This is a genomic window from Flavobacterium sp. SH_e, assembly GCF_025717045.1.
Classification (GTDB): Bacteria; Bacteroidota; Bacteroidia; order Flavobacteriales; family Flavobacteriaceae; genus Flavobacterium.
In genome coordinates, this window is record NZ_JAOVZN010000019.1 from 1 (window position 1) to 1,390 (window position 1,390).

Below are 1,390 nucleotides of genomic sequence, written 5' to 3' on the forward strand. Positions count from 1 at the left end.
AAACTGTCCGCTTGCTTTTACGATATTTGAAACATCGGCATCGCATAGGTCAGAAACAGATGGGAACATTGCCTGAGCATTTGCAAGCCCCGAAGCATCGCTGCATTCTAAAGTCACGTTCAATGAACCCGCAGCAGTTGTCCAAGTTGGAGCAGTTATATCTTGAACAATAATAGTCTGACTAACTGGAAGTGAAATGTTTTCACAAGCATCTTTAGCAGTCCATGTTCTTGTTACAGTATATGATCCTGCACAATTTCCCTGAACCATGTTATCTACATATGTTAATGAAGAAATAGTCCCATTATTATCTGTAGCAGTTGCTTGTGCAAAAACAGGCTCATCAGGACAATTGATCGTTGTTGTTTGTGGCAGTGAATCTATAACTGGTATGATTGAATCGCCATCTAAAATCGTAAATGATTCAGAGATTGTACATCCATTTGCATCAGTAATAACAACTGTATAATTTCCAGCAGTTAGATTATTTGCAGTTGCAGTTGTCTGTGTAGGAGTTGAATTCCAGTTGTATATATATCCTGAAGTTCCTCCAGAAACAGTTACTGTTGCAGAACCATTACTGCCTCCACCGCAAGTAACATCTGTTTGAGTTTTTACTGCACTTAATGCATTTTGAGGTTGTGTGATTGTTATCGAACAAGTTGTAGTATAATTTAATTTATCTGTTACGGTTACAGAATGTGAACCTGCAGTTAAGTTTATCGCTTGTGCTGTAGTTTCTCCATTATCCCAAAGATAAGTATAGTCTCCGTTGCCACCTACAGCATTTACAGTTGCTTTACCATTATTTTCACCAAAACATTTTACAGCACTGTCTTGAGAAATACTGCATGAAAGCACATTAGGTTCTGTTATAGTAACACTACAAGACGTTGTACATCCTTTTGAATCAGTAACTGTTACTGAGTGAAGTCCTGCATTTAATCCAATTGCTGTTTGTGTGGTTTCGTTATTATCCCATTGATAAGTGTAATTACCATTACCGCCCAGTGCTGTTACAGTAGCTTCTCCATTGCTTAAACCGTTTGAAGTAACCGCTTTAGTTTGAATAACTGAACAGCTTAAAACTTCAGGCTGTTCTACAGTAACAGAATTTGTCTGAGACGAGCATGAATCCGTTACGGTTAAAGTATATGTTCCGGCAGGCAGATTAGAAACAGAAGCAGTTGTTCCGACTTCTGCGTTAGCGCTGTTTTTCCAAGAATAAGATACAGTTCCCACAGAGTTTGTTACAGTTCCCGCAGTCACAGTTCCAGTGCTTGCTCCATAGCATGAAGCGTCTGTTTTAGACGAAGCTCCCAAAGCTAAAGCTGCAGAAGGCTGTCCAACAGTCACAGAATTTGTCTGTGAAGAGCATGAATCCGTTACG

The 1,390-nt window shown here is 39.4% G+C and carries 1 protein-coding gene; it reads right to left on the bottom strand.

Annotated elements, in window-relative coordinates; translation table 11 throughout:
* Positions 1-1,390 (bottom strand): SprB repeat-containing protein (locus OD917_RS22555; RefSeq protein ID WP_263525620.1); only part of this gene is annotated, 1,390 nt, incomplete at both ends.